This window comes from Bacillus sp. FSL M8-0277 (assembly GCF_037975305.1).
Taxonomy (GTDB): domain Bacteria; phylum Bacillota; class Bacilli; order Bacillales; family Bacillaceae; genus Bacillus; species Bacillus pumilus.
The window spans coordinates 3,258,331-3,279,240 of the sequence record NZ_CP150255.1; the positions used below are offsets into that span (position 1 = coordinate 3,258,331).

General features: G+C 42.3%; 21 protein-coding genes. 9 read left to right on the forward strand and 12 right to left on the reverse strand.

The features are described 5' to 3' along the window. Positions 1-24 precede the first annotated feature (24 nt). On the reverse strand, positions 25-642 hold the full coding sequence (locus tag MKZ05_RS16500) for a flavin reductase family protein (RefSeq protein WP_137054509.1): 618 nt from the start codon (positions 640-642) through the stop codon (positions 25-27). A gap of 50 nt (positions 643-692) precedes the next feature. Continuing rightward, complete coding sequence (gene alsR / locus MKZ05_RS16505; protein ID WP_065097893.1) at positions 693-1,589, reverse strand: acetoin biosynthesis transcriptional regulator AlsR; 897 nt, start codon at positions 1,587-1,589, stop codon at positions 693-695. A 150-nt stretch (positions 1,590-1,739) separates the two neighbouring features. On the opposite strand from alsR, the gene alsS reads away from it, so the two are divergent. From alsS to MKZ05_RS16530, 5 genes are all read left to right on the forward strand, one after another. Beyond that, the gene (alsS, locus tag MKZ05_RS16510; protein ID WP_327839550.1) at positions 1,740-3,437 is read left to right on the forward strand and encodes an acetolactate synthase AlsS; all 1,698 of its coding nucleotides are present in this window, start codon (positions 1,740-1,742) and stop codon (positions 3,435-3,437) included. Between the two features lie 38 nt (positions 3,438-3,475). Further along, a complete protein-coding gene (gene budA, locus MKZ05_RS16515; protein WP_106030112.1) occupies positions 3,476-4,246 on the forward strand; it encodes an acetolactate decarboxylase in 771 nt (256 codons plus the stop codon). Positions 4,247-4,399: 153 nt separating this feature from the next. After that, positions 4,400-4,876, forward strand: a complete 477-nt coding sequence (locus MKZ05_RS16520; protein ID WP_003214832.1) for an Lrp/AsnC family transcriptional regulator — start codon at positions 4,400-4,402, stop codon at positions 4,874-4,876. 7 nt (positions 4,877-4,883) lie between these two features. Further along, positions 4,884-5,474 (forward strand): chromate transporter, encoded by a 591-nt coding sequence (locus MKZ05_RS16525; RefSeq protein ID WP_327839548.1) that lies wholly within the window; start codon positions 4,884-4,886, stop codon positions 5,472-5,474. Further along, positions 5,474-6,007: a chromate transporter gene (locus MKZ05_RS16530; protein WP_327839546.1), complete on the forward strand. Its 534-nt coding sequence runs from the start codon at positions 5,474-5,476 to the stop codon at positions 6,005-6,007. The genes MKZ05_RS16525 and MKZ05_RS16530 overlap by 1 nt, the downstream gene beginning before the upstream one ends. A 239-nt stretch (positions 6,008-6,246) precedes the next feature. Here the strand turns inward: MKZ05_RS16530 and MKZ05_RS16535 are convergent, their stop codons facing one another. Together MKZ05_RS16535 and MKZ05_RS16540 are read right to left on the reverse strand one after the other, a co-directional pair. Continuing rightward, positions 6,247-7,566, reverse strand: coding sequence for a UDP-glucose/GDP-mannose dehydrogenase family protein (locus MKZ05_RS16535; RefSeq protein ID WP_212045618.1), 1,320 nt, complete (start codon positions 7,564-7,566; stop codon positions 6,247-6,249). Between the two features lie 116 nt (positions 7,567-7,682). Further along, a complete protein-coding gene (locus MKZ05_RS16540) occupies positions 7,683-7,826 on the reverse strand; it encodes a hypothetical protein (protein WP_003214884.1) in 144 nt (47 codons plus the stop codon). 186 nt (positions 7,827-8,012) lie between these two features. Here MKZ05_RS16540 and MKZ05_RS16545 point away from each other — a divergent pair, with 186 nt between their 5' ends. After that, positions 8,013-9,620: an SWIM zinc finger family protein gene (locus tag MKZ05_RS16545; RefSeq protein ID WP_226804244.1), complete on the forward strand. Its 1,608-nt coding sequence runs from the start codon at positions 8,013-8,015 to the stop codon at positions 9,618-9,620. Next, complete coding sequence (locus tag MKZ05_RS16550) at positions 9,607-12,384, forward strand: DEAD/DEAH box helicase (protein ID WP_106035685.1); 2,778 nt, start codon at positions 9,607-9,609, stop codon at positions 12,382-12,384. The genes MKZ05_RS16545 and MKZ05_RS16550 overlap by 14 nt, the downstream gene beginning before the upstream one ends. Positions 12,385-12,454: 70 nt before the next feature. On the opposite strand, the gene MKZ05_RS16555 is transcribed toward MKZ05_RS16550, so the two are convergent. From MKZ05_RS16555 to MKZ05_RS16565, 3 genes are all read right to left on the reverse strand, one after another. Then, positions 12,455-13,243: an STAS domain-containing protein gene (locus MKZ05_RS16555; RefSeq protein WP_003214597.1), complete on the reverse strand. Its 789-nt coding sequence runs from the start codon at positions 13,241-13,243 to the stop codon at positions 12,455-12,457. 153 nt (positions 13,244-13,396) lie between these two features. Next, positions 13,397-14,257: a Cof-type HAD-IIB family hydrolase gene (locus tag MKZ05_RS16560; protein ID WP_339162435.1), complete on the reverse strand. Its 861-nt coding sequence runs from the start codon at positions 14,255-14,257 to the stop codon at positions 13,397-13,399. A gap of 371 nt (positions 14,258-14,628) precedes the next feature. Next, entirely contained in the window at positions 14,629-14,985 is a 357-nt protein-coding gene (locus tag MKZ05_RS16565; RefSeq protein WP_050944417.1) for a hypothetical protein, read from the reverse strand. A 117-nt stretch (positions 14,986-15,102) separates the two neighbouring features. Between MKZ05_RS16565 and MKZ05_RS16570 the strand changes: the two genes are divergently transcribed. After that, on the forward strand, positions 15,103-15,513 hold the full coding sequence (locus MKZ05_RS16570) for a YwpF-like family protein (protein WP_003215215.1): 411 nt from the start codon (positions 15,103-15,105) through the stop codon (positions 15,511-15,513). A 189-nt stretch (positions 15,514-15,702) separates the two neighbouring features. On the opposite strand, the gene mscL is transcribed toward MKZ05_RS16570, so the two are convergent. Then, positions 15,703-16,098: a large conductance mechanosensitive channel protein MscL gene (gene mscL, locus MKZ05_RS16575; RefSeq protein ID WP_003215139.1), complete on the reverse strand. Its 396-nt coding sequence runs from the start codon at positions 16,096-16,098 to the stop codon at positions 15,703-15,705. A 125-nt stretch (positions 16,099-16,223) separates the two neighbouring features. Next, complete coding sequence (fabZ, locus tag MKZ05_RS16580) at positions 16,224-16,658, reverse strand: 3-hydroxyacyl-ACP dehydratase FabZ (RefSeq protein WP_034620258.1); 435 nt, start codon at positions 16,656-16,658, stop codon at positions 16,224-16,226. Positions 16,659-16,876: 218 nt separating this feature from the next. On the opposite strand from fabZ, the gene MKZ05_RS16585 reads away from it, so the two are divergent. Further along, positions 16,877-17,932, forward strand: a complete 1,056-nt coding sequence (locus MKZ05_RS16585) for a tetratricopeptide repeat protein (RefSeq protein ID WP_050944418.1) — start codon at positions 16,877-16,879, stop codon at positions 17,930-17,932. Between the two features lie 14 nt (positions 17,933-17,946). Here MKZ05_RS16585 and MKZ05_RS16590 read toward each other — a convergent pair whose 3' ends face one another. The 3 genes from MKZ05_RS16590 to mbl form a co-directional block, all read right to left on the reverse strand. After that, the gene (locus tag MKZ05_RS16590; RefSeq protein ID WP_003215031.1) at positions 17,947-18,765 is read right to left on the reverse strand and encodes a flagellar hook-basal body protein; all 819 of its coding nucleotides are present in this window, start codon (positions 18,763-18,765) and stop codon (positions 17,947-17,949) included. Positions 18,766-18,795: 30 nt separating this feature from the next. Then, complete coding sequence (locus MKZ05_RS16595) at positions 18,796-19,635, reverse strand: flagellar hook-basal body protein (protein WP_339160596.1); 840 nt, start codon at positions 19,633-19,635, stop codon at positions 18,796-18,798. Positions 19,636-19,759: 124 nt separating this feature from the next. Further along, on the reverse strand, positions 19,760-20,761 hold the full coding sequence (mbl, locus tag MKZ05_RS16600; RefSeq protein ID WP_012011515.1) for a cell shape-determining protein Mbl: 1,002 nt from the start codon (positions 20,759-20,761) through the stop codon (positions 19,760-19,762). Positions 20,762-20,910 lie beyond the last annotated feature (149 nt).

The window sequence follows — 20,910 nt, forward strand, 5'->3', positions numbered from 1 at the left end:
TTAGTCCTTTGTCTTCTTTTCATTTCATTCTGGTCTTTTCAGCACATATGACGTCCCTAAATGGGCATAATCATTACCCGCTAAACGTGCGACTGGCTTCAATTCAGAAGTAGAAACATATCCTTTTTCCGCATCATACACAGCCTCATCTAAATGCGCACACACAACCCGGCCAATGATATGATCGACTGTGATCTCCCCTTCATCATTTTGAAAGGTAAGATGCTTTTCAAGCTTACATTCAAAGCGAATACGCGCTTCCTGAATGCCCGGCACTGACACGACATGACTCTTAACTTGATGAAGACCGGTTCGATCCAGCTCACTCTCATCCTGTGGCAGCGTAGCAGCTGTTTCATTAATATCTTCTATTATCGCTTCATCACTCACATGGACTACAAATTCTCCTCTGTCAATCATATGCTGCGCTGTGTCTTTCATCTGACCTTCGCGTCGTCCGATAGAAACTGCGAGGAGCGGCGGGTGTCCGCTGATGACATTAAAGAAACTAAATGGTGCGGCATTGACAACATCGTCTTTAGACAGACTTGTAATAAACGCAATCGGTCGTGGAACAATAGAGCCCGATAATAATTTATATGCTTCTTTTCTTGATAGCTGATCCATTTGCAACGTAATCAATTCAGACACGCCTCCTTTTGGTGTATCGACATCATACCATACCTCTTTTTCTATGCCTCTGATTCAGGCTCGGTGCGATGCAGGATATGGTGGACAAGATGAAATAAAGCAGGATTATGATTTTCTCGTCTATAGGAAATCGTCCATTCTGCCAGAAGCTGTTCACCTTCAATGGACCGATACACAACATCTAGATTAAATAAACGCCGGGCTGATTTCGGAATGACCGCAATGCCGATACCAGCTGTGACAAGGCCAATCACCATTTGATATTCAGCCGCTTCCTGCACAATATTCGGAGAAAACCCGTACTTTTCACATAGCAGGACAAAGTGTTGATAAAGGGACGGCCATGATTCCTGTGATAAAGAAATAATCGGCTCATGACGAATATCTTCGATCGTGACCGCCTCTTTTTTCGCCAGCGGATGATTTTTCGGAATCGCAAAAATACATTCACTTTGCTTCATCAAACGGCTGACCAGTTCTTCATGAGGAGATGTAGGATGTAAAAAACCGATATCAATCTCCCCATTTAAAAGCGCTCCTAGCTGCTGCGGAACAGAAAGCTGCTCCAGCTCAATACTGACAGAGGGATACAGCTCTCTGAATTCGCGTACAACTGGCGGCAGAATATCATACGTCGCTGTTCCAACAAACCCTATGATGATTTTTCCCAGCTCTCCTCTTGCTGTATGCCGGGCATGATCAACGGCTTTATCAAGCTGATGCAGCACACCACGCACCTCATGTAAAAAGACCTTTCCAGCAGCTGTTAGCTCCACCACTCGCTTCGACCGGTGAAACAAAGGAAACCCCAATTCTTCTTCAAACTGCTTAATTTGCTGACTAAGTGGCGGCTGTGTCATATTCAACCGTGCGGCTGCTCTGCCAAAATGCAGCTCCTCCGCTACTGTGACAAAGTACTGCAAATGTCTCAGTTCCATCCTTTCACTCCTCGCACACTTATTCGTGAAACATATTAAAACCACGTTAAACAGATATTGGAAATTTTCCATTTTGAAATGTATAGTAAATCATATCATGAAAATATATTTTCATAAAAAATTTTACTTGCCGAAAGGAGTGCGGGGTAAATGAATTCTCAAGCACAACCCCTAACAAGACGAGGAGCAGAATTGATTGTTGATACGCTGATTGCTCAAGGTGTGACCCATGTTTTTGCAATTCCAGGTGCCAAAATTGACGCCGTATTTGATGTATTAAAAGACAGAGGTCCAGAGCTTGTCCTATGCAGACACGAACAAAACGCCGCCTTTATGGCAGCTGCTGTCGGCCGCTTAACCGGCAAACCAGGTGTTTGTCTCGTCACATCAGGTCCTGGCGCATCTAATTTAGCAACAGGTCTATTAACAGCCAATACAGAAGGTGACCCTGTTGTCGCAATCGCGGGAAACGTCATTCGTGCAGATCGGCTAAAACGAACACATCAATCACTCGACAATGCGGCATTATTCAAACCAGTCACTAAATACAGTGTTGAAGTACAAGACGTTCATAATATACCCGAAGCCTTAACAAATGCTTTTCGCGCGGCACAAAAGGGGCAGGCTGGAGCAGCATTTATCAGCTTTCCACAAGATGTCGTGACAGAACACACCACACAAACACCAGTGTCTGCTCACCCTTCTCCAGAACTAGGTCCTGCACCGGATGCTCTCATCAGCTCGGCTATCGCCAAAATTCAAAACGCACACTTACCTGTTGCCATTGTGGGAATGAAAGCAAGTCGTCCAGCTGCTGCAAAGGCTACAAGAACATTATTGAAAACACTTGGAATTCCATTTGTCGAAACGTACCAAGGAGCCGGCGTTCTCTCAAGAGAGCTCGAGTCTCAATATGTAGGCAGAATCGGTTTATTCAGAAATCAGCCGGGGGATCTTCTCATTGAACAAGCAGATGTCCTTTTAACCATCGGCTTTGATCCAATTGAATATGATCCGAAGCATTGGAATATTCAGCCGAAGCAGCGACAGATCATCCATGTCGATGACATGCAGGCAGATATTGATCATTTTTATGAGCCAGCGCTTGAGCTTGTCGGCAATATAGCTGAAACCGTTAAACATCTAGCCCATGACAGTGTTCCACTTTCTCTATGCAAAGAACAAATTGAATTCGTCACTGAATTACAGGAGCTGTTAAGCGACATTGAAAAAGCACCAGAAAGAGAAAGTCATCTATCTCACCCGCTGGATGTCATTCATACATTAAGACGCCTGATTCCTGATAACACGAAGGTCACCTGTGATATCGGGTCTCACGCGATTTGGATGTCGCGTCACTTCCGCGTCTATGAGTCGAACACATTCCTTGTGAGCAACGGAATGCAAACATTAGGCGTCGCCTTACCATGGGCCATTGCGGCTTCCATATTGAATCCAGATGAAAAGATCATTTCGGTCTCTGGTGATGGCGGTTTTCTCTTCTCTGCAATGGAGCTAGAAACAGCCGTCCGCATGAAAACAAACCTCGTTCACCTTGTTTGGAATGACAGCACATACGACATGGTGGCATTTCAGCAGGAAATGAAATATGATCGCACATCCTGCGTTGAATTCGGACAGATCGACTTAGTGAAGTATGCGGAAAGCTTTGGAGCGACTGGATTACGGGTTAACTCACCTGAAGAGCTTTCAACTGTCCTTCAAAAGGGTATAAACATAGAAGGACCCGTTATTATTGATATTCCGATTGACTATCAAGACAACCCAGACCTCGCCAGTCAAAAATGGCCAGAAGTCTTTCGTGAAAATCGCACATTGAACGTCTGATACGATGTCCATACATTACACCAAAGGAGTGAGCGGATATGGGTATGATGCACCCAATGAATCAACACAGCGACACAAGACAACATGACAAACAGCAAGAGGTCTATCAAGTATCGACGATGACCTCTTTGCTGGAAGCCGTATATGATGGAGATTTCTCCCTTTCACAAATTCCCGAGCACGGTGATTTCGGTATTGGTACATTCAATCAATTAGATGGAGAGCTGATCGGCTTTGATGGCGCATTCTACCGACTGCGCTCGGATGGAACAGCGACACCGGTTACCAATCAAGACTATTCACCCTTCTGCTCTTTAGCATTCTTTGAAACAGATATCGTTCATCGAATTGATGCAGCCATGACGAGCAAAGAGCTAGAAGAAGAAATCGACCGCATTTTACCAAGTAAGAATGTGTTTTATGCAATCCGCATTGATGGATCATTCAAAAAGGTGCAAACACGTACGGTCGAAAAACAGGAAAAACCTTACGTTCCGATGGTGGAAGCAGTCAAGTCACAGCCCATCTTCGATTTCGAGGATATTCAAGGAACGATCGCCGGTTTCCGTACACCGCAGTACGCACATGGTATTGCAGTGAGTGGATATCATCTTCATTTCATTGATGACGATCGAAGTGTCGGCGGACACGTTTTTGATTACACTGTTGATCAAGTGACCATCCGAATTTCTCAAAAACGTCATATGAATTTACACTTGCCAAATACGCAGGAATTCTTCCAAGCAGACATTGATCGAGCTGACCTCGCACAACAAATTGCCAGTGCAGAAAGCAGTCCAGATCAATAAAATAAAGACATCCCGGTGATTCCGGGGTGTTTTTTTATGCAAAAAGAATACTTATCACTTCATTATATTTCATTTCGTTAGTAAATTTAAATTCACTCATTCTATTCGTAATGAAATATGCTAAAATATCAACAGAAGAAAGGTGGTCATACGGTGTCAAACGACTATAGCATTCCGAACTTAACATTAGATGAAAGAGATAAACAAATTTTATCCATATTACACGAGGACGGGCGTATGTCCTATACAGATCTCGGGAAACAAGTCGGTCTTTCACGTGTTGCTGTACAAGCCCGTATACAGCAGCTCATTGAAGCAGGCGTCATTGAACGATTCACAACGGTCATCAATCCTGCTAAGATCGGCATTCATGTTTCTGTCTTCTTTAATGTAGAAGTGGAGCCGAAATTTTTAGAAGCAGTCGCCCTTCAGCTTGAGCAGGAAACAGCTGTCACAAGCCTTTATCACATGACAGGGCCAAGCAAGCTGCATATGCATGGCATTTTTCAAAATGAACAGGAAATGGAGACATTCCTGACAAAAAAACTGTACCCGCTAGAAGGCGTCGTGAGTGTGGACTGCCAAATGCTCATTAAACGATACAAAAGCCGAATGGGCATGAAATTGTAGACAGGAGTTGAAGCACTTGCAATCATATATCGAACTCATCATCGCTATGGTGCGAACCGGTATTCTCGGTTTTGGCGGAGGTCCTTCCGTCATACCACTCATTCGCCATGAAGCGGTGGTGAAATATCAATGGGTCAATGATGACGAGTTTGGAGAAACACTCGCCATCGCCAACGCATTACCAGGTCCGATCGCGACCAAAATGTCAGCATATCTCGGCTATCGATTGAAGGGCGTATCCGGCGCAATTGTCGCAACAGCTGCCCATATTTTACCGACATGCCTCGCCATGGTGGCACTCGTCACACTTGTCAGCGTCTTAAGCTCCTCACAAATCATTCAAAATATGATTGGCGCCGTGACACCAGTTATTGCCGTCCTGCTCGGGATCATGGCATACGAGTTTGGACAAAAAACGCTGAAAGGCTTCGGAATGATCTTCGGGATCGCTCTGTTCCTTCTTGCCTTTATCGGGCTACAGGTGCTGTCCATTCATCCAGGAATCATTGTTATCACCTTTTTATGCTATGGCGCTTTTCATTTCAAACTGAAACAACGCTGGAATCGACCAAATAAAGAGAAAGGAGTGTCTTCATGATGCTGATTTTCTTTTTATTCTGGGCATTCTTCTTGTCCAATCTATTAGGATATGGCGGAGGACCTGCATCAATTCCGCTGAATTATGAAGAAATCGTCAACCATTTTCATTGGATGACGAACGAAGGATTTTCCAATATGCTTGCTTTAGCCAATGCACTGCCAGGACCAATTGCGACGAAAATCGCGGCATATGTCGGTTATGACGTCATGGGCTGGCCAGGCTTTATTGTGGCACTGCTTGCAACTGTACTGCCATCAGCCATTGGATTGATTTTATTGCTCAAGCTGATTGACCGTTTTCGCCAATCCCCTGTCGTCAAAGGCATGACCTTATCCGTCCAGCCTGTCATTGCGATGATGATGCTTTTATTAACATGGGAAATCGGCGGAGATGCAGTAAAAGCCATTGGCTGGGCGCAGTCGCTCGCCATTGCCGCGATCTCCTTTCTCTTTATGACTAAATTCAAAATGCACCCCGCCTTTCTCATTGTGGCTGCCTTTTTATATGGCGGATTCATCCTGCCGCATTAAAAAAACCGATAGCATGACCTGTTATCGGTTTTAGATTATTGACAAAGTGCTAAAATGATGTTTATTTTAGCACTTTGTCTTCTTTTCAGCGTGATAGAAAACCTTTGAAGTCTAGGAAGGGCAGCTACTTTTGCGGAGCGAATTTAATATTCGTGAGCACCAGCGCGCAGACCTGCGGGCGAATGCGAGGGTTTGTCTACACGCTGAAACCGATAACATGACCTGTTATCGGTTTTCTTTTACATATATATTGGAGAAACTGGTCTGCGCCCAATCGAATGATACTCGACTCCTGCTTGTTCTGCCGCTTCAAGCGTATGGCAGTTGCGTCCATCGAAAATAAGCGGCTGTCTCATCCATTCCTTATAGGACGTAAGCGGGAACGTCTGAATTTCTGTCCACTCTGTTAATATACAAGCTGCATGGACATCCTTTATCGCTTCTTCAATCGTATGAGCAAACACGACTTTTTCAGGTAGCTCACGAGCAGCATGGCGTGCGGCAACAGGATCATACGCCACAAGCTCCGCGCCTAATTGATGGAGTTCATGAGCAATTGGAACCGACGGCGCCTCCCTCATATCGTCTGTATTCGGTTTAAAAGCAAGGCCAAGAAGTGCAATTCGCTTTCCTTCAAGATTTGATCCCAGTCTCTCCTGAATACTTCGGATAAAACCGGCTCGCTGCTCATTGTTTACTTTGATAACAGCCTTTAGCAGCTCAAAATCATGCGACACATGCCCTGCGATTTGGACAAGTGCATTTGTATCCTTTGGAAAACAAGAACCTCCGTAGCCAATCCCCGCCTTGAGAAATGAAGAACCAATCCGCTGATCGAGCCCCATTCCCTGCGCCACCCATTCAACATCAGCACCTGTTTTTTCACAAATGGAGGCAATCTCATTCATAAAGCTGATTTTGGTCGCAAGGAAAGCATTTGATGCATACTTGATCATTTCTGCACTTTTTCGGTCTGTCTTAACCACTGGCAGGTGGAAATGAGCATACATCTCCTCGAGCCGGTCTAATACAGCTTTTGTTTCAGCCCCAATAACAAGCCGATCTGCCCTCAATGTATCTGAAATGGCAGAGCCTTCTCGTAAAAACTCTGGGTTAGATGCAATCGATAATGGCTCATTCCGTCCTAATTCTTGATGGATCATCTGTTCGATTTGATCCCCCGTTCCAACAGGCACCGTACTTTTCACCACAAGAACCGCACCTGATTTCGCTTTTGTACCGATCTCCTTTGCGGCTTGAAACACATATTGTAAATCAGCTTGGCCATCTGCCTGCTGCGGGGTGCCAACCGCAATCATTAACACATCTGCCCGCGAGTAGGCTGCCTCTCCATTTATGTGAAATTGAATTCGTCCTTGCTCAAGATTGCGTTTCAGCAGTTCTTTTAATCCTGGCTCATACATAGGTGGATGTCCCTGTTTCAGCTGCATGACTTTTCTCCGGTCAATATCAATACACGCCACATTGTGCCCTGCCTCCGCTAAACACACACCTGTGACCAGTCCCACATATCCACAGCCTGCAATTGCAATATTCATGACACCATCAGCTCCCCATACGCCTTATGCTTGTAATGACATCGTATGCCGGGAGCTTTCGTTCCATTCATAAAAGCATACAAAAACCCCCTGCCATCACCAGCAGGGGGTCACTTTTATGAAACAAGACCATTTCGAATATGAGCAATCAGATTTTCAAGCATTTCTTTTGTGGTGACATCATTTGAATTCTCACCAATATCATGAGCGTACATCAAAATTTTTAAAAACTCTTCTTGATTCAAACCCTTATTATCCATGTCTGTATCCTTTCGATTCCACTAATTTCATTATTATATGCTGTAAGGTTGGTTTATGCAATACTCTAATACATCATTCGACAGCTTTTGAAATTTATGACCATTTTCATGAAAAACTTTTTTATAAATCACCATTGAGCTATAATAAAAGAATTGGAATCTTTTACTTGGTTAGGAGCGGATCAAATGCTTCAGCACAACATCAACGAGGAAGAAATCAAACAAACAGCCGAACAGATCAAAGAACTTCTTCCTGCAACAGATGAAAACAAACAACTCATCAAAAAAGCATTGATTACTTATAGACAGGACAGTGTATATCGTCTCAAGCAAGAATCTGATACGGAATGGTCAGCTTATGTACATGATGTTGTGGCAGCAAGAGTCCATCTTCATGTGCTGTTTCCTGTGAGAAGCAGCTGCTCATGTCCGGCAGATGGACTTTGTAAACACATTCTCGCTGTCTTCTTTTCGCTATACGCTCAAGTGGAGAGTGTGACTGGATTTACAGAAAATTGGTCAGAAAAGGATGAATTACAGCGCAGCAAAGAATTGATTCGCCAGCACTTCCAAGTGAAGCGCCCAGACGAACAATCACTCCAAAGCTGGCTGAATTTTTTCCAAGAGGAATTTAACCTCTGGCTGAAACGGACACCAAAGCATCAGCAAACACCGCAGCATTTGTATTACGGCTATTTATCGATCCTAAAAAAACACGCACCTCATTCTCCTGAATTCAAGAGTTTGTATGCGATTCATACGTCAATCGATGTGTGGTTAAGGATTCATGAATTAATCGACCTTGGCCAGCTTGATGCCGAGAAGGACTTTTATTCCATGAATCCATATGTCGAACAGCTTATGAACACCATTTTCGATTCAGTGGATCACTTGAAGACATACGCCCTTTCCTTTTCCCTCGATCCGTTTCTTGAAAACACACCAACTGCCGTTCGGACACTTCTTCAAATAAACGGACCTTTCCAGCATGAACGAGTAGCGGTCTTTATGGAGATTTGGGGCACCATATTAAATAGAGGGAAATGGGTTAAAAAAGAAACAGAATTACTAAGAAACGCTCAGCAGCAAGAACAAACGGTTGAATGTACCATCGGATTGATGCACATGGATTATTTAATGAAAGAAGACGATAGCCTCTTTCAGCAATTAAAGCTGCTCAATGCAGATATGCTGCCAAATGTGCTCAATTGGCTGAAGGATCTGACAAACCGCAAGGACTGGAAGCGGCTCAAGCTCTGGTATCATGAGATCACCTATATTTTAGAGGAATATTGCCAGCTCGACCTTTCCTACAGAGAACTGCGAGGAGCCGTCAGTGATTTCTTCTTTTATTTAGACGCATATTTTAAGCAGACGAAGGATCATCATTTATATGAACGCTACCTCCAGATTTGCATGCCCTATGCGTTTACTGAATATAGTCAGCTATTATATGCACAACAGCGTTATGCAGAATGGATTGAGATTCACAGCCTTGTTGGTTTCTCCATCAGTGAACTGGAGAAGGATCTGATCAAACAAATTGCAAAAGAGGAGCCTGAAGCGCTCATTCCATCATATCACCGTGAAATCTCACAGCTTCTCGATCAAAAGAATCGAAGTGCTTACCGGGAATCTGTGAAAATGCTAAAAAAACTGCGCACGCTTTATCATAAAACGAAAAAAACTGCGATTTGGGAAAGATATGTAAAGCAGCTTCAGGATTCAACGAAACGGCTGCGTGCGTTCCAAGAGGAAATGAAGAAAGGAAAATTAATTGATGACACGCCATAAACAAATTGTCATTCATGCAGAACAAACAGAAGATTTCTCTTTCACCATTTCAGCGCAAGCAGAGGACGGACACCCTGTTCCGCTTAATGAAATGAAGAGGCAGCTTTTCCAATGGCACGAATCGTCTTTTTACGGAACATTTTTAGAAGATGTGAGCTTTATTGGCACACCTGCCTTCCTGCTAAGCCCTTGGATGACCGTCGAACTGCTAGGAAAAAATTCGTTTAATACCTTTAGTCATGTGACACTAACCGATGAAACGGAACCACTGATGAAGACCGCCTCCACCATTTATGAATTCATTGAGGATGAAGATTTCATTCCCGATTACGAGGCATGGACAAAAGGTGTGCTTCGTTTTAAAGACAAAGAAGGACTATTAGATGGCTATACGGCTGAGTGGTTCTCCTTTGCCGTACAGGATTATATTCAATTTGATAATGCCTTACAGCACAAATGGAACCGGATGACAGAACAATCGCCTGCGCTCTCATCCTTCCAAGGACATTTTTTAGATGAGCAGGATTTCTTGGAAACGATTGGCTGGATTGATGACGACACACCTTTCACTGTCGGCTTGCGTTTAAATGAACCGGATTTCGACGGAGATGATTGGAAAATCGAATTGTTTTTGCGTGATAAGAAAAACAGCGACCTTCACTTTTTTGAAGGCATCCGTTCATTGAAAAGGTCTTGGCATCCGTATCAAGATAAAATCTCAAGAGAGCTGGAGCGATTCGGTCAAATTGTCCCTTGGCTTTCTTTCACATCTGGCACCACGCTCATGTCAGAAGACGAAGCATGGCTTTTCCTATCTGAAGCAAGTGAAACACTTGTGAATATGGGCATTGAGATCCTGCTCCCATCGTGGTGGCAAATTGTCAAAGAAAGCACCATGATGCTAAAAGCAAGGATTTCCTCTACCCCGAGAGGCGAGTCGCATGTCGGAATGGATGCCTTGATGGACTTTAATTGGCGCTTCGCTACAAACGGCATCGAGCTGACAGAAGATGAGTTCAACGAGCTTGTCCAAAGTAAACGGCGCCTTGTCAATATTCGTGGACAATGGATCAAAATCGATCCAACCTTCATCCAGCAAATGAAAAAATGGATGGAGCGTGCCGAAAATGAAGGGCTGCACATGTCTGATATTTTGTCACGTGAACTGGCAGATCAAGAAGCATCCTCTGAATCGATTCCAGAGCTGCTAGACAGCTCAGCATTTGCACATATTCAATTTGAACTTTCGTCTCAATTAAGAGGGCTTGTTCATCAGTTAAATGATACGCATGAGCTGCCTTCCTACGAAATGAGTGAGTCCTTCAAAGGCACACTCAGGCCGTATCAGCAGCATGGTGTCAACTGGCTGTTATTCTTAAGATCTCATGGATTTGGGGCTTGTTTAGCAGATGATATGGGTCTTGGAAAAACGATTCAAATGATTGCGTATTTCACATATTTAAAGGAGCAGGAGCAAAATGCCGCTCCATCTCTTATCATTGCGCCGACCTCTGTTTTAGGAAACTGGCAGCGAGAGCTTGAAACCTTCGCACCACATTTGAATGTTGCCTTGCATTACGGGCCATCGCGTCCTCAAGGGGAACACTTTACAAAGGCATACGAGTCAACAGATATTGTCCTGACGTCTTATGGACTCTCACATTCTGATCGTGATGAATTAACGTCAGCAAAGTGGGATACGATTTGTTTAGACGAAGCCCAAAACATTAAGAATGCCCATACGAAACAATCGAGAGCGATCAGACAGCTCAAAGGGCAGCATCACATTGCCCTTAGCGGGACACCTATGGAAAACCGTTTGACAGAGCTTTGGTCCATTTTTGACTTCGTCAACAAAGGATATCTCGGCAGCCTGACGAGCTTTCATAAGAAATTCGTTCTGCCGATTGAAAAAGATCGTGATGAAAAAAGAATTGAACAGCTGCAGCAGCTGATTAAGCCTTTCCTATTAAGACGAACAAAGCAAGATGAAGAGGTTGCCCTGAACCTGCCTGAGAAACTCGAAGAAAAAGAATTCATTCCGCTATCTGCTGAGCAGGCTTCTTTATATGAACAGCTCGTGAAAGATACATTCGAACACATGGCTTCGTTAACAGGAATGCAGCGGAAAGCCATTATTTTAAGTATGCTCGGCAGACTCAAACAGATTTGCGATCACCCGGCTCTCTATTTAAAAGAGAGTGGAACCGATGTGAAACTGCTAAAACGTTCATTAAAAATGGATAAACTCGCAGAGCTGTTAAAAGCAATACATGAGCAAGGAGAAAGCTGCCTCATTTTTACGCAGTATATTGGAATGGGGAACATGATCAAGCAACTGGCGGAAAAAATGTTTGGAGAACCAGTTCAATTTTTAAATGGCAGTCTGTCCAAACAGGAACGGGATAAAATGGTGGACCGCTTCCAGAAGAAAGAATTCAACATCTTAATTCTCTCTTTAAAAGCAGGAGGAACAGGACTTAACCTAACCGCCGCAAACCATGTCATTCACTACGACAGATGGTGGAATCCTGCTGTGGAAAACCAAGCGACCGACCGTGCTTATCGGATCGGACAAAAACGATTTGTTCACGTCCATAAGATGATCACAACGGGCACGATTGAAGAAAAAATCGATCAAATGCTCGAAACAAAGCAAACGTTAAATGATCAAATTATCCAAAGTGAAAGCTGGATTACAGAGCTATCGACAAACGAACTAGAAGATTTATTCACATTAAGTGCCGCCGCTCAATCATCTTAATCCAAGCAAAAAGAGGACTTTTCTCAAACATGATGAAAAGTCCTCTTTTTTCATTTCATATGAACATAGGTTAAATGTGCAGTTTTTTCAATGCAGATTTCACGTTCATATACGTATTCAATTCACGGAAGTCTTCTCTCATTTCTCCCATTTTCATCGCAAGATTCGGTTTAATTCCTGTCACGATGAGTTCCGTACCTGTCATTAAAATCAAATCGTTCAGCTTAAAGATCGCATCTGCCACAAATGAATCGACTTCTAATAAACCAGACAGATCGACAATAAAATAATCGTCCTTGGATTGAGAGATATAGGTGGAGACTGTGGAGATAATCTTATCAAATCTTGGCGCTGTTAACGTACCAATGATCGGTAACACAGAAATACCATCTTTCACAGGAACAATGGGAACGGAAATGTTCAGCACTTCATCAATTGATTGCTCAAGAAGCTCCTGCTGTTCCTTCTCTTTCGTGACATCTTTTTGCAGACCAACGAAATAAAGACGTTTCCCTTCATTTTCGTCAATCCAAAGAGGAGCTACACTTAACTCATTCCAAAACATCTGTCCAGATTTTTTATAATTTTTCAGCTGAACAGTGACAGCCTCTTTGTTCTCAATAGCTGTTCTAATTTGTTGGAGAGCAATTTGCTCTGTTTCATTTCCTTGAAGGAAACGACAATTCTTCCCCAATACTTCGGGTTCTTGATAGCCTGTCATATCTAAAAAGCCCTTGTTCACATATATTAAAGGATTATCAGGTAAAGACGGGTCCGTCACCGTCAGGCCAACCTGAGTATAGTCTAAGGCTTCCTTGATTAAATGCAGATTTTCGGACTTATAAGATTCCAGCGCCATTCGTTTACTCTCCTTAATTTCCTTACAAGCGGGTTATGTTCATCATTAAATTATATGATGTTCCACATCATGTGTAAATAGAAGTAGTTCTGAATTACTCTTTTGTAGAATGCGCTTTATCCTATGTGATTTATACAACGACATCCGATGCATCTATTTCAACAGGTGTCGAATCATATACGCCACACCATGTTCATCATTTGTTAACGTGACATGATCAGCGATTTCTTTCATATCCTGTCTCGCATTGCCCATCGCAACCCCAACACCAGCTGCTCGAAGCATCGATTCGTCATTTAAACTGTCTCCTACAGCCGCTGTCTGGCTTAAAGGAACACCAAGTCGTTCTGCCAGCCTTGTTAATGCCTGGCCTTTAGATGCATCCTTTGAACCAATTTCAAAGTTATGATCGGCTGAACTGACCATTGTGACATCTGAATCATCACCAAACATATCCCATCCTGCCTTCAATCTGTCTTCAAAGAAAGAGAAACCTAAGATGTTGTAGAATGAAAGCTTTCGATCCTCACGAAACAACTCTTTATATGTATCAATATAAGAAAAACCTGACTGACTGTATTGCACTTCTGCCGCTTGTTTTAAAACACTCAGGTCCGCTTCTGGATTTGCACTTTTTAAGCGATCCATTTCAATCGCAAGAAGCTCTCTACCACGATTCGGTGTGAAAATGGCTTCGTTTGTAAAAACTTCATAATAATAATCACGTTCTTCAAGCCACGACAATATGCGTTTGGCCTTTTCTTCTTGTAAAGCAACTGAATGATATACTTGTCCAGCCGGATCATGAATCACAGCTCCATTGGCACTAATCACCCATGTATTCATCCCAAGCTCATCAAAAATAGACCTCACATCAAAATACGCTCTTCCTGTAGAAACGACAACTTCCAATCCATTCGCCGCTGCTTCCTTTAATGCCTGCTCATTTTCCTGACTCACTTTGTGTTCACTATTCAATAACGTTCCGTCTAAATCCGTTGCAATCAATTGAATGTTTGTCATCGTTCTCTCCTTTTTGTCTCCATTTTGGCTATCATACCGCTGATAAAATCCATCATCAAGAGGTGATCGGTTTATCATTGAATAAAAGGGTACCCGGCCACGCTACATGACCGGATACACACAAGGGGATTTAAGGGGACACATGACCTATACAAAGAAGCGATGGTTCTATTACGCAGTGTTCTTATGCTCAAGGCAGCGTCTATCAGCTTTAGCTAGAGGGGGCTGTCAGATGCTAGACGTTACCTTTTGATTCAGACCGTACCTCCTTTCCTTTCAACTGCCCTTAGTCTACCGAGAAAGGTTGTATATGACAAAACATGAAAATGACAAAATTCCCCCTCAAATTCTCTATTTCCTCTTTAATTTCTGCTTTTTACCGCTTGAGTATAAAACATCATCTTGTTTTGTTTGATGAAAAACTTATTTTTCATAAATTGATAAAAAACATCTGAATGAATCCAATTACTAGAAGGCATGTGAATATAATCAGATCCGTCCCACGCAAACCAATAAAAACAAAGCTGCCCGTCATGAATCGACAATTGAAATTCAAAGTAGTCCATTTGATCCTCGGTGACGTATTGAAACGTGAGTGACTCGCCTTCTTCCATGTACACATCACAAAATGAAAGAATGTCTCCCCACGAATAAACGCGCATTTTGCTCTTTGCCTTCTCCTCGCCAATATGTATGTTTCGCAATTGATAAGACTCCATAAAACATCTCCTTTCACTCATATGCAGCTCGCTTTAAGCAGGCAGCGGTTTCATTTATACAGATGTTGTATGCTATAATGTTACTTACGAATAATGAACGCTTGTGAGGTGCAAAAAATGAAAACCTTTAGGCTGATTGATTTAAAAATCGAACTTGATCCAAAGCAAGATAAAATGTCCAGCATTCCCCTTCGTGACGGTTTAATCATTAATAAAGAAGATGGTGAAAATCACTGGATGATCGAGGCACTCATTCCAAAGAAACATAGACAGGTGTTTGAGGTGCTCTTTCAGCAGCACACTGAAGTGAAGATTCTAGTAACGATCACAAAAGAAAACAACCGCCCTGTTCATCTATCTGTCCAAGTCAAAAACATTGTTGCTTTAGAAGAAAACATTTCTGTGCTGCTCGATGGTAAGATGATTACAAATCGTTACAGAACAGAAACCGAAGAAGTACTTAAAGACCTCGTCAAAGAGGGCCTTTCCGGAGAAAAACTGCTGGATGCATTTAAACAAAACACATAAAAAGAGCGGGATTAGCCGCTCTTAGATAGTTGACAAAGGGCTAAAATGAATCTTATTTTAGCCCTTTGTCTTCCTTTCAGCGTGATAGAAAACCTTTGCAGTCTAGAAAGGGCGAGCACCGGAGCACAGACCTGACAATGAATGCGAGGATTTGCCTACACGCTGAGAGCGGGGTTAGCCGCTCTTTTTCTATTGCACATCTTTCGATTGGCTTTGATGTTTCAAGAGATCTCTAATTTCAGTTAGTAAAACTTCCGTTTGATCCGGCGTTTCTACAACCTCTTCTTCCTCTACCTTTTTCCGTTTTAATTTATTCAAATAACGAATAAAGATAAAAATGGAAAACGAGATAATCAAGAAATCAATCACTGTTTGTATGAAGCTTCCATATAAAATTTGCGCAGATCCGATCTTAATAGATAGACCGCTAAAATCATGTCCGCCAATAATAATACCGACGAGCGGCATGATCAAATCATTCACAAGAGAAGTGACAATTTTGCCAAATGCTCCCCCAATGATGACACCTACAGCCAAGTCAATGACATTTCCCTTGACTGCAAATTCTCTAAATTCTTTCAGCATCTTTTATCACCTTCATCTTTTTTGTCTAATATGACGTTTTTTTGTCAAAAATGCAAGTCCTGATCCGTTCAGACTAGTTGTTTCCATATAAAAAGCGATTCATCCTTGATGAACCGCCAGGCAAATCATGATACTTTAGGACCGATAGAAAATGTAAGTTCTGCTTCACATGCCACTTCGCCGTCTACTGTGGCTACTGCTTTTCCTTTTGCAACTGGACCCTTGAGGCGCGTCACTTCTACCTCTAAACGAAGCTGATCGCCAGGCTTCACCTGTCTTTTGAAACGGCAGCCGTCAATTCCTGCAAATAAACCAATTTTCCCTTTGTTTTCTTCTTTGCCTAACATAATGACTCCAAACACCTGCGCAAGTGCTTCTACAATTAGCACACCCGGCATGACTGGGTATCCTGGGAAATGACCATTAAAAAATTCTTCGTTTACTGTGACATTTTTAATCCCAACTGCTCTTTTCTCTCCCTCAACCTCTAAAATACGGTCGACCAATAAGAATGGATAACGGTGTGGAATAATGTCTTGAATTTGCTGAGCATCAAGCATATCTTGATCTCTCCTTTTTTCTATATCGATGATCTTCATTTGATTCCTATAGAAGTATATTATGAATGCTCGTATTTTTCAACGTCCGCTCCACATATATGGTAAAAAATAGAATCTACTATTACCTATTGTCATCAAATATAATCCACACTACACTCATTGTTTTTTCACAAATATGGTAATATATATTACATCATTGATTGAATAAGAGGGTAAAAATGAATTTTATAAGTGATAAATCCATTAAAAAACTTCTCCATTCGTGGTATACAATGCTAAAGCATCGACATTTTTCGAAGGCTGAAGAAATCAAAACAACTCTATTAAAACATCAACGTAAAATATCAAAAAAACAGGAACTCTATTTACATTATCAGCTGATGCTTTTTCGCCAGCAGCTCTGGATGAATCAGACAGAGGACTTAGAAAAAATGAAACATGAATTGATGCAGCACAAAGATGATATGAACGAAGAACTGGCCTATTACTTTTACTTCTTTCTCGGACTTTACGAAGCTTTAAACAGCGATCAAAATGATGCGATCTACTATCTCGAAAAGGCGGAAGAACGACTGTCGTTCCTTAACGATGAGCTGGAGGAAGCAGAGTTCCATTTCCGTACAAGTGGTGTTTATTATAACAACCGCTATTCGTTGCTATCGATTCGTCATGTTCAAAAAGCCATGGATATCTTTGCAAAGCATGGGGATGACCACAGCCTCTATCGTTGTAAAATTGTGCTTGGTCTTAATTATAGCGATCAAAAAAAATATGAAGAAGCAGAAGCTCTTTTTATTGAGATCATCGAATACGTGAAAATCATTGATGATCAAGAACTGCTCGGTATCGTTTATTATGACGCTGGCTTTATTCAGTCGAGACAAAACCGTCACAAGAAAGCGCTGGAATACTTTAAAAAAGCACTTCGTCTCCCAGCATACCGGAAGTCCGCACACTCCTATGTATCGTGCCTCTACGAAACTGTGCGTTCCTGTTATAAAGAAAATTTAACCGATGAAGGTATGAAGTATATTCAAAAAGGATTAAAAGAAGCCGTTGCTTCACAATTTGATATATTAAGAATCAAGTTCCAAATCTTATTTCTTCTCTACAGCCAAACGCCAAAGGCAGATGAGCAGATTGCAAGGCTCGTCACATGCCTTGAACGAAAAGAAGCTTGGATTGATCTTGAGGATTTGCTTGCCGATGTCTCAGATTTTTATAAAAAAAAGGGCGACTTTGAGCGAGCCGCCTTTTTTATCATGAGAGGCTGATGTCAGCCTGCCCATTATCGAATTGTATTCACTAATCCAAGCATTTGATCACCCATCGTAATCGTTCTTGAGTTCATCTGATAGGAGCGCTGTGTTGTCATGAGATCTGTTAATTCTTTAGACATGTCCACATTCGACGTTTCAAGTGCACCTTGCTGAAGCTGAATCGCTTGGCGGTTTGCTCCATTCAGTGCTGTTAATGCACCTTGATAAGTACCGTCAACTGAGAACAAATTATCTCCTTCAGAGACAAGTGCTGAAGAGTTATTGACTTGTACAACACCTAGATTCACTTGCTGATTCGGTTGATTATCTCTTGAAATGGCTGTTAGACGTCCATTTTTATCAATTGAAATATCACGGAAATTCGCATTTAAGACGATTTCATTTCCGTTTTCATCAAGAATCGGATGGCCTTCGCTAGTGACAAGCTGCACTTGATTACGATTATTGCCTGGCTGTAAGTAAAGAGAACCGTCTCTTGTATAACGAATATTACCGCCGACATTGACCTGCATATACTGAGACGGCGCTCCAAATGCAACATCAAGATCACGACCTGTTTCTTTAATCGAGCCTTGCAGCGAGTTAATGGACGCATTCACCATCGTACCCGTACCAAGCCTTAGCCCATCAGGTGTCAGACGACTGTTTGCCACCTGCGCATTTTTTTCATCCACCTGGTTGAACTGTTGTCTGATCAGCTCTGAGAAACGGGTATTTTTCGCACGGTACCCTGTTGTTTCACTGTTCGCGATGTTATTACTGATAATATCAAGCTGCTTTTGTACTTCGTTCATTGATACAGCTGCATTGATCATTGTTCTAAGCATGAGAATCCTCCTTTCTTTTTCATTTCTTGATTAGTACACTCTGCCAATTTCATTCACTGCTTTTTCTAAGCTTTTATCATACGCCTGAACCACTTTTTGGTTTGTTTCAAATGCTCGATAGGCGGTTGTCATTTCTGTATATGATTTCGTCACATCCACGTTCGACAGCTCCGATACACCTTGACTTAACGTATAGGACATTTGACCGTTATTGACTGCGCTTGGCAGGGGCTGGTTATCAGTTGTACGGTATAAATCATTTCCTTCTCTCGCTAAGTTCCTTGTATCCATCGCAACACGCACATCAATTTGCCCGAGATTTTGTCCATTTTCACTCACAGTTCCATCTGCATTCACTTTGAAATTCTCACTCTGAACCGTAATTGGCTGACCTGTGACAGAAAGAAGGGCACGTCCATTGATAGTCAACTGATTTTGTGCGTTCATTGTAATTGAGCTGCTTTTCGTATAACGAACGCCTTCTGGTGTATTGACCGCATAAAAAAGCGCTGATTTCTGATTGGTCTCCGGGTTGATCGGCACATTATTTTCGACTAGTGCGACATCCGTTGTTTGATCTGTTGTTTTTAAAGTTCCTTGTGTAAATTGAGGAATCAGTTCCTGCATATATGTCCCCGTATTAATGCCGCCAATCGGCGTTTGCTGTGGAACACTAAAACCTTTGCCTGAGGAAGTTTGGAAACGTCCTGACTCCATTCGGCTTAGCAGCATTTCTGGAAATGCCCGCATGGTCCCCTCATCCGCTTTATATCCTGGCGTATTCGCATTTGCGATATTATTTGAAAGCATTTCTGTCCGCCGCTCTTGAGCGATCATGGCAGATGTTGCGGTATATAGTCCTTTTAACACGTGCTCACCTCATTAAAATTCTTTCACATGACCTAAACACAATCTTCTATGAAATATATCGGCATATTTGCAGGGTTCTTTAATAAAAATCCCCCATTCTTTCGAAAAAGAATGAGGGACATCATTAGCTGAGTTTACGCTTTGGCAGCTTGTCCATATTATCAAGCATGACGCCAGTACCAACAGCTACACAATCCATCGGATTCTCAGCCACGAAAACTGGTACTTTCAGCTCTTCTGCAAGCAATTGATCAAGCCCGTTTAGAAGAGCTCCGCCACCTGTAATGATGACGCCGCGATCAATAATATCAGCTGATAATTCAGGCGGTGTTCTCTCAAGAACTTGCTTCGCAGCCTGAACAATCGCAGATACAGATTCACGCAATGCTTCTTCTACTTCTTTGCTTGTGACGGTAATCGTTCTTGGTAATCCTGTCACCATGTCTCGTCCACGAATTGAAATCTCTTCATGACGTGCGTCTGGGAATACCGTTGCAACTTGGATCTTAATATCCTCAGCCGTGCGTTCACCGATCAACAGCTTGTACTCTTTTTTAATGTAGTTGAGAATTTCCAGATCAAATTTATCTCCAGCCATTTTAATAGAAGAGGCGGTTACAATGTCACCCATTGAGATGACAGCGATATCTGTCGTTCCGCCTCCAATATCTACGACCATGTTTCCACTTGGCTGAAAAATATCCATACCAGCACCAATAGCTGCTACTTTTGGCTCTTCTTCAAGAAATACATGCTTACCGCCGCTTTTTTCAGCAGCTTCTTTGATCGCCTTCTGCTCAACAGATGTAATGTTTGTTGGGCAGCAGATGAGCATACGCGGCTTAGAGAATAGCCCTTTCACATTTAATGAGTTAATAAAATGCTTGAGCATCGCTTCAGTTACTTCAAAATCAGCAATTACGCCATCTTTTAATGGACGAATCGCAACAATATTCCCAGGCGTACGTCCAACCATACGTCTAGCCTCTTCTCCAACAGCCAAAACTTTCCCGCTGTTTTTGTCAAGAGCTACAACAGATGGTTCATTTAACACAATTCCTTTTCCTTTGACATGAATCAGTACATTGGCAGTACCAAGATCAATTCCAATATCCCTAGCAAACATCTATATATATCCTCCTTGAAAATCTGTTTCCATAGCAAATACCACATTCTGCCCTAATTATATATTCTATCATAATTTGCAGAAAAAAAGATATTTCTTTACAAAAGTCTTTACAAAATTTGTGGTTAGAAACTACCGATATGAGGAAG

Coding starts and splice junctions, on each gene's coding strand:
- alsS (WP_327839550.1), top strand. CDS start 1,740: ATGAATTCTCAAGCACAACCCCTAACAAGACGAGGAGCAGAATTGATT.
- MKZ05_RS16590 (WP_003215031.1), bottom strand. CDS start 18,765: ATGCTTAGAACAATGATCAATGCAGCTGTATCAATGAACGAAGTACAA.
- MKZ05_RS16530 (WP_327839546.1), top strand. CDS start 5,474: ATGCTGATTTTCTTTTTATTCTGGGCATTCTTCTTGTCCAATCTATTA.
- alsR (WP_065097893.1), bottom strand. CDS start 1,589: ATGGAACTGAGACATTTGCAGTACTTTGTCACAGTAGCGGAGGAGCTG.
- budA (WP_106030112.1), top strand. CDS start 3,476: ATGGGTATGATGCACCCAATGAATCAACACAGCGACACAAGACAACAT.
- MKZ05_RS16570 (WP_003215215.1), top strand. CDS start 15,103: ATGAAAACCTTTAGGCTGATTGATTTAAAAATCGAACTTGATCCAAAG.
- MKZ05_RS16555 (WP_003214597.1), bottom strand. CDS start 13,243: ATGGCGCTGGAATCTTATAAGTCCGAAAATCTGCATTTAATCAAGGAA.
- mbl (WP_012011515.1), bottom strand. CDS start 20,761: ATGTTTGCTAGGGATATTGGAATTGATCTTGGTACTGCCAATGTACTG.
- MKZ05_RS16540 (WP_003214884.1), bottom strand. CDS start 7,826: ATGGATAATAAGGGTTTGAATCAAGAAGAGTTTTTAAAAATTTTGATG.
- MKZ05_RS16585 (WP_050944418.1), top strand. CDS start 16,877: ATGAATTTTATAAGTGATAAATCCATTAAAAAACTTCTCCATTCGTGG.
- mscL (WP_003215139.1), bottom strand. CDS start 16,098: ATGCTGAAAGAATTTAGAGAATTTGCAGTCAAGGGAAATGTCATTGAC.
- fabZ (WP_034620258.1), bottom strand. CDS start 16,658: ATGCTTGATGCTCAGCAAATTCAAGACATTATTCCACACCGTTATCCA.
- MKZ05_RS16550 (WP_106035685.1), top strand. CDS start 9,607: ATGACACGCCATAAACAAATTGTCATTCATGCAGAACAAACAGAAGAT.
- MKZ05_RS16565 (WP_050944417.1), bottom strand. CDS start 14,985: ATGGAGTCTTATCAATTGCGAAACATACATATTGGCGAGGAGAAGGCA.
- MKZ05_RS16545 (WP_226804244.1), top strand. CDS start 8,013: ATGCTTCAGCACAACATCAACGAGGAAGAAATCAAACAAACAGCCGAA.
- MKZ05_RS16535 (WP_212045618.1), bottom strand. CDS start 7,566: ATGAATATTGCAATTGCAGGCTGTGGATATGTGGGACTGGTCACAGGT.